Source organism: Rubrimonas sp. (assembly GCF_036788415.1).
Lineage (GTDB): Bacteria > Pseudomonadota > Alphaproteobacteria > Rhodobacterales > Rhodobacteraceae > Rubrimonas.
Window position 1 is genome coordinate 1 of sequence record NZ_DAIQNN010000114.1, and the last position, 7,325, is coordinate 7,325.

Genomic DNA, 7,325 nt, shown 5'->3' on the forward strand with positions numbered 1-7,325 from the left:
CGATGAAGGCGGCTCGGCTTGCGCAGACCCCCGGATTTTGGCACTGCGCCACGTGCAGGAAATGGTGTGCAGCCGTGTCCAGACGGATTTCCGCGCGCGTCGGCATCAGGGAGCTGGCGGACGAGCTTCAGCTCTCCGTCGCCACCGTGTCGCGCGCGCTCAATGACCGGCCGGACGTCAACCCGGAGACTCGCGCCCGAGTGAAGGCGAGGGCGCTGCAATGGGGTTACGCGCCCAACCTCTCGGGACGAAGCCTCCGGCGCGGTCGCACGGGAATGGTGGCGACGCTGGTTCCGTCCTTTGGGGCCGGGATCGGCCCCACGTTCCTGGCCGTCCTGGAGGGCGCCCGCCGCGTGCTTTCCGCCGCTGGCTTCGACCTCGTGGTGATGTTCCGCGGTCCGGAAGAGGACCGGGTCGAGGCGATGCGCCGAATGCTCGATCGGTGGGTGGCCGACGCGGTGGTGATTACGGAGACACTGACGGCGGACGCCCGCGTCTCCCTGCTGCGCGAGCGGGGCGTCGAGTTCGTCTGCTTCGGCCGCACCGGGCGTGCGGAAGACGAGCCTGTGTGCGTTGACTTCGACTTCGGCGGCGCCGTCCATGATGCCGTTGGGCGCTTCGTCGCGAGCGGCCATCGCCGGTTCGCCCTGGTCACGGAAGGCACCCGGCATCACTACGAGGCGATCATGGGCGAAGCCTTCCACGCCGCCATCGCCGGCGCCGGCCCGGCCCTCGATGCGAGAAACTTTGTCGCCCCGGTGACGGAGCCTCACGCCCTCGCCCATGCGGCGGGAGCGGGCGCGACGGCGATAATCGTGGCCAACGGCCGCCTCGGCGCGCGCCTGCACGCCGCGCTGGCTGAGGCGGGCAGGCTGCCAGGGCGCGACGTGTCGCTGGTCAGCGTGCTGCCCATCCATGCGGTGGAGAACCACGGTCTGGCCATGGCCAGCTACGCCTTCGATCTCGACGCCGTGGGCGTCGAGCTCGCGCGCCGACTGCTAGCGCACCGCACGCCGGGCGGCGGCGAAAGCCGGCCGGTATCGGCGCATCTGGCGTCGGCGCGCCTCGTGGCCGCCAGCGACCGCGCCGACTGGCTCGTCCTGTCCGGCGGCGCGCCTTCCGACCGGCGCACTTGACACGGAGCCGGTTTCCGTAACGCTTACGGTGATCGGTCCATCAGTTTGAGCGGGGCCGGCGGCGAGCGGCGCGGGGGAGCGTCTGGTGCGCATCGTTCTGGTCGGCTGCGGCAGACAGAGCAGGGCCTGGATCAAGGCGGCCCAAACGGTCGGCGGGTTCGAGTTGTGCGGCTTCGTCGACGTGGACGTCGAAGCGGCGGCGGCGCTCGCGCGCGAGGCGGGCTGCGACGGCGCGGCGGTCGGCTCGGACCTCGCGGCGGTGCTCGCGGCGGCGCGGCCTGAGGCCGTCTTCGACATCGTGCCGCCCGACGTGCGGCCGGCGGTGGTGCATGCGGCCCTCGGCCATGGCTGCCACGTGCTGAGCGAGAAGCCGATGGCGCCTAGCCTCGCCGACGCGCACGCGATGGTGGCCGCGGCCAGGGCGGCCGGACGCGTGCACGCCATCATCCAGAATCGCCGCTACGTGCCTGGCGTCCGCCGGGCGCGCGCTTTTCTCGACAGCGGGGCGATCGGCGCGCTCACCGGCCTGCACGCCGACTTCTTCCTCGGCCCGCATTTCGGCGGGTTCCGCGAGCGGATGCGCAACGTGCTCCTGCTCGACATGGCGATCCACACCTTCGACGCGGGCCGCTTCATGGCCGGCGCGCTGCCGCGCGCGGTGACGGCTTCGGAGACCAATCCGCCGGGCTCATGGTATGCGCATGGGGCCTCGGCCTTCGCCGTGTTCGAGATGGGCGACGGCTTAACCTTCACCTACCGCGGATCGTGGTGCGCCGAGGGTGCACCGACGAGCTGGGAGGCGTCCTGGCGCTTCACCGGGACGAGGGGAACCTTGCTCTGGGACGGCGCCGACGGCTTCGAGGCGCGCCGCGTCGTCGGCGCGGAGGGCTTCTTCCGGCCGGTCGAGCCCGTCGAAGCGCCGCCGCTCGCCGACGTGTCCCGGGCCGAGGGCTACGTCAGCCTGATGCGCGAGTTTGTCGCCGCCGTGCGGGGCGGGCCAGAGCCGGAGACGGTCGGCAGCGACAACATCCACAGCCTCGCGATGGTCTTCGGCGCCATCGACAGCGCCGCCTCCGGGCAGCGCATCGAGCTTCTGCCTGACCGGGAGTTGGCGACGTGAGAGAAGAATCTGGCGACATCCGCATCGGCACCATGGTCAAGGCTGGCCTGCCCGGTGTGGCCGAAGCGGTGAGGAACCTCGCCGGCAGCGGCTTCGAGAGCATCCAGCCGTTCTTCTGGCAGACCATAGGGAACATGGACCTGGCCGACCTCGCGCTGCGGCTGCGCGATGCCATCGGTGACAAGGACGTGACCATGCCGACGCTGGGGGTCTTCGGCAACGCACTCGAAGGCGATGCGGCGGCCGAGGAGACGCGCCGAAGCTGGGAGGCCGCGATCGACGCTGCGCATCACTTCGGGGCCGATGTGGTGGCGGGTTTCGCGGGGCGCCTGCGCGGGCGGCCGATCGACGAGAGCCTGCCGCGCTTCGCCGAAGTCTGGGGGCCCTTGGCGCGCCGCGCCGCCGACCGTGGCGTGCGCATCGCCTTCGAGAATTGCGCGATGGAGGGCAGCTGGGCCAGCGGAGACTGGAACATCGCGGTGACCCCCGACGCCTGGGAGAGGATGTTCAACGCCCTGCCCGACGAGAACCTCGGCCTCGAGTGGGAGCCCTGTCACCAACTCTACTGGCTGATCGACCCGACTCCGCAGATCCGCAAGTGGGCGGCGCGCATCTTCCATGTCCACGGCAAGGACGCGACCGTGCGCCACGACGTCATCCGCGAGCACGGCTATCCCGGTCCGGTCAAGGCGGTCTTCATGCGCACGCCGGGATTCGGCGACAGCAACTGGACGGACATCATCAGCGAGTTGCGGCTGGTCGGCTACACCGGCTCGATCGACATTGAGGGGTGGCACGATCCCGTCTACCGCGATGCGTTAGAGATGCAGGGACAGTTGCACGCACTTCGATATCTCAAAGCCTGCCGCGGAGGGGAGCGCTTCACCGACTACGCCAATCCCGCGCGATAACGACAGAACCGAACGCGAGCGACACAAGTCGCCGAACCGGAGGAGAACGCCCATGATACGCCCAGCCTTGGGACTGGCCGCCGCGGCGGCCCTGATGACGGCAGGCGCCGCCGCGGCGCAGCCCGTGACCCTGACCTTCTGGACCGAAATGCAGGAGGGTCAGCTCGACGTCGTGCTCGCACGCGAGTTCGACGAGAAGAACGAGGACATCACGGTCGAGATCCGCACCGTGCCCTTCGCCGAGATGATCGCCGAGTCGCTTCGCGCCTTCGCGACGCGCACCAATCCCGACGTAATCTCGATCGACAACCCGGACTTCCCCGCATTCAGTTCGCGCGGCGCCTTCCTCGCCATCGACGACAAGGTGGCGGCTTCGGAGGTCATCGATCCCGAGAGCCTGTTCCCCGGCCCGCGGCGGTCGGTGACGTGGGACGGCAAGATGTACGGCGTGCCACGGGCCGCCAACACCATCGCGCTCTACTACAACCGCGACATGTTCCGCGAGAAGGGTCTCGACCCAGACAACCCGCCGAAGACATGGGACGAGCTGCTTAGCGCCGCGCGCACTCTGAGCGACCCGGCCCGCAACGTCTACGGCATCGCCTTCTCGGCCGTCGCGAACGAGCAGGGCACGTTCCAGTTCCTGCCGTGGGCTCAGATGGGCGGCGGGGACTACGACAACATCGCCGCGCCCGGCGCCGTGCGCGGGCTCGAAATCTGGAAAACCCTGATCGACGAGGGGCTGGCCAGCCCCGACACGCTGACGCGCGGCCAGTTCGACAGCACCGCGACCTTCAATCAGGGCAACGCCGCCATGGCGATCTCCGGCCCCTGGGAATTGAACCGAATGGCCGCCTCGGCGCAGTTCGACTGGGGCGTCGCCCTGCTGCCCACGCCTGAGCCCGACAGCCCGCGGTCCTCGGCGCTCGGCGACATGAACTACGCCGTGTTCGCGAACTCGCCCAACCCCGACGCCGCCTTCCGGCTCATCGAGTACATGGTCAGCCAGCAGCATCGGGCTTGGGCCGAGTTCTCGCGCATGCCGCCGCGGTCCGACGTCGAACTGGGCTCGACCGGAAACCCGCGGATCGACGCCGCGGCGAAGGTTTTCGCCGAGCAACTCGGGTATGCGCGCAACCGTGGTCCGCATCCGGAGTGGCCGCGCATCAGCCGCATCATCTGGACCGCGATCCAGGACGCGCTTACGGGACAGAGCACGCCGCAGGCCGCGCTGGAAGAAGCCGCCGCCGACATCGCCCGTATCGTCAACTGAGCCAACGGACCACGGCCCACAGCCGCCCGAGCCTCGATTTGGGCGGCGACGGGCCGAGGCGGACCGGAGCGAACGCAATGCGGCGGGTCCTCGGCACATTCCGCGACGGCGTGGGGTTCGACGTGGCGCTGCTATGCGCGGCGCTGCTCTACCTGCTGCTCGCTGCCGGCATTCCGATCGCCTACAACGTAGTCCTGAGCTTCCAGCGCGTCGACATCTTTAGCCTCGGGTCGTTCTCCCACCCGTGGGTCGGCTGGGAAAACTACGTCGGCGTCTTTCAGGACCGCGCCGCAATGCGCGTGCTGACCAACACCGCGATCTTTCTCGGCCTGTCGATCCTGTTCCAGTTCACGCTCGGGTTCGCGCTAGCCTTGTTCTTCGACCTCGGCTTTCCAGGGGCGACCTGGTACCGTGGCGTGTTCCTTGCGGCGTGGATCATGCCGGGGCTCGTCGTCGGCGTGATCTGGAACTGGTTGCTGGCCGGCGACTTCGGGGTGATCAACCACCTGCTGCGAAGCGCCGGCATGATCAGCGAGCCGATCTTCTGGCGCTCCGACGTGCGCTACTCGCTCTACGCGGTGCTGCTGGCAAACATCTGGTACGGCACGCCCTTCAACATGATCCTGCTGTCCGTGGGTCTCGCGGCGATCCCGCGCGACCTCTACGAGGCGTCGGCCCTCGACGGCGCCACCGCCTGGCAGCGCTTCCGCACCATCACCGTGCCGATGATGTTCCCGACCATCGGGGCCGTCCTCGCGTTGGGCGTCATCTTCACCCTGCAACAGTTCGACCTGTTCGCCGCCATCACTTCGGGCGGGCCGTCGAATTCATCCAAGGTGGCGCAGTTCTGGAGCTGGGAGCTCAGCTTCCGCGAATACGACTTCGGGCGCGGGGCGGTCATCTCGGTCATCATGATCGCCTTCGTACTCATGGTGGCGGCGCTCTACGTGACGTCGACGCGGGCGGAGACGCGGGCATGATGACGGCGTCGACAGCACGGCTGCTGTCGGTCGCCGCGCTCCTGATGACGGCGGTCTACCTGTTCCCGCTCTACTGGATGTACGTCACCAGCCTGAAGACGGAGTCGGGCATCTTCGCCTCGCCTCCCGCGCTCTGGCCCGTCGATCCTCAGTGGGCCAACTATCCCGAGATCTGGCGGCTGTCGAACGTCGGCCTTTACCTCTGGAACAGCACAATCATCGCCTTCGGCGTGACCGCTTTGGTGGTGTTGTTCGGGACCGGCGCCGCCTACGTGCTGGCGCGCTACCGGACGATATGGATCGACGCGGCGCTGTTCTTCGTGCTGATGATGCAGGTGCTGCCGCCAAGCCTGATGATCACGCCGATCTATGTCGGTTTCGCCTGGTTGGGGCTGCTCGACACACCGCAGACTGCGGCGATCCTTGCGATAGCCGGCCGATCGCTGCCCTTCTACATCATCCTCGCCCGTGCCGCCTTCCTGACCGTCCCGCGGGAGCTGGAGGAAGCCGCGCTGGTCGACGGCAACAGCCGCGCCGGCGCGTTCGCCATGATCGTGATGCCGCTGGCCCGGAACGGGCTGCTGGTGACGGCGCTGATCATTTTCATGCAGAGCTTCGGCGAATACGTCTACTCGACTTCGATCATCGCCGACAGCCGCCTGCAGCCGGCCTCTATCGGCATGACTCGCTTCCTTCAGCCTAACATCGTCACATGGAACGGCATCATGGCTTTCGCCGCCATGTTCGTAACGCCGATCATCGTGGCCTTCGTGCTGCTGCAGCGCCAGATCGTGTCCGGCCTGACCTCGGGGGCGCTGAAATGATCGCGCAGATCGAACTCGAGCGGATCGAGAAGCACTACGGCGCCTTCCACGCGCTGAAGGACGTCACGCTGAGCATTCCTAAGGGTCAGTTCGTCGCGTTGGTGGGACCGTCCGGCTGCGGGAAGTCAACGCTGCTGCGGTCTATCGCCGGGCTCGAGACCATCACGTCGGGCGTCATGCGTATCGCCGGCGTCGAGGTGAACCGGATGCCGCCGCGCAAGCGCGATCTGGCGATGGTGTTCCAGTCCTATGCGCTCTACCCGCACATGACGGTGCTGGACAACCTGACCTACGCCCTACGCCTGCGCGGCGTGCCAAGAACCGACCGCTCCGCCCGCGCCGCCGAAGTGGCGCGCGTCATCGGGCTGGAGGCGCTTCTCGGCCGCTACCCGCGCGAACTGTCGGGCGGCCAGAGACAGCGCGTGGCCATGGGCCGGGCGATCATCCGCGAACCGAAGGCATTCCTCTTCGACGAGCCGCTCTCGAACCTCGACGCGGCGCTGCGGGTTCAGATGCGGCGCGAGGTGCGCAACCTGCACGATCGGATCGGCGCGACGTCGGTCTATGTCACCCACGATCAGGTCGAGGCCATGACCATGGCGGACCATGTGGTGGTGATGCGCCAGGGAGTGATCGAGCAGCAGGGACCGCCGCTGACCCTCTACGACAGCCCGGCCAACATCTTTGTCGCGGGCTTCATCGGATCGCCCGCAATGAACTTCGTGCCTGCGGTGGCGCGCGGCGACGGCATGGTGGAGCTCGCGCTGCCCGGCTCGCCCGTGCTGCCGCTAAGGAGAGACGTCGCGCCCGGACGGCCTGTGATCGTGGGGCTGCGGCCCGAGCATCTGGAGCTCGGCGGCGAAACCGGAGCCGGCGCCATCGACATGGTCGTCGGCGCGGTGGAGACGACGGGATCGGTCACGTTCCTGACGAGCAGCGGCGACCCGGAGCTAACGTTGATCGCCGATGGGCACAGCCGCACCAATCGGGGCGACCGCCTGAGCGTGCGGATTTCTCCCGAACGTATCCATGTTTTCGATCGCGACACTGGCCAATTGCTGCGCTGAGCAGCCGAGGACAA

The 7,325-nt window shown here is 68.2% G+C and carries 7 protein-coding genes; all 7 read left to right on the forward strand.

The genetic code is table 11. The features are described from left to right. On the forward strand, positions 1 to 1,136 hold a 1,136-nt coding region (locus V7Q31_RS16155; RefSeq protein ID WP_333834887.1), incomplete at its 5' end, for a LacI family DNA-binding transcriptional regulator. A gap of 85 nt (positions 1,137 to 1,221) precedes the next feature. Then, positions 1,222 to 2,256 carry a Gfo/Idh/MocA family protein gene (locus tag V7Q31_RS16160; RefSeq protein WP_333834888.1) on the forward strand — a complete coding sequence of 345 codons (1,035 nt, stop codon included), beginning with the start codon at positions 1,222 to 1,224 and terminating at the stop codon, positions 2,254 to 2,256. Between the two features lie 32 nt (positions 2,257 to 2,288). Then, positions 2,289 to 3,167, forward strand: coding sequence for a sugar phosphate isomerase/epimerase family protein (locus V7Q31_RS16165; protein WP_333834889.1), 879 nt, complete (start codon positions 2,289 to 2,291; stop codon positions 3,165 to 3,167). A 52-nt stretch (positions 3,168 to 3,219) separates the two neighbouring features. Beyond that, positions 3,220 to 4,440: an ABC transporter substrate-binding protein gene (locus V7Q31_RS16170; protein WP_333834890.1), complete on the forward strand. Its 1,221-nt coding sequence runs from the start codon at positions 3,220 to 3,222 to the stop codon at positions 4,438 to 4,440. 77 nt (positions 4,441 to 4,517) lie between these two features. After that, entirely contained in the window at positions 4,518 to 5,420 is a 903-nt protein-coding gene (locus V7Q31_RS16175) for a carbohydrate ABC transporter permease (RefSeq protein ID WP_333834891.1), read from the forward strand. Beyond that, a complete protein-coding gene (locus V7Q31_RS16180; RefSeq protein WP_333834892.1) occupies positions 5,417 to 6,244 on the forward strand; it encodes a carbohydrate ABC transporter permease in 828 nt (275 codons plus the stop codon). Before V7Q31_RS16175 ends, V7Q31_RS16180 begins: the two co-directional genes overlap by 4 nt. Next, positions 6,241 to 7,311 carry an ABC transporter ATP-binding protein gene (locus V7Q31_RS16185; protein ID WP_333834893.1) on the forward strand — a complete coding sequence of 357 codons (1,071 nt, stop codon included), beginning with the start codon at positions 6,241 to 6,243 and terminating at the stop codon, positions 7,309 to 7,311. Before V7Q31_RS16180 ends, V7Q31_RS16185 begins: the two co-directional genes overlap by 4 nt. The last annotated feature ends 14 nt before the right edge of the window (positions 7,312 to 7,325 follow it).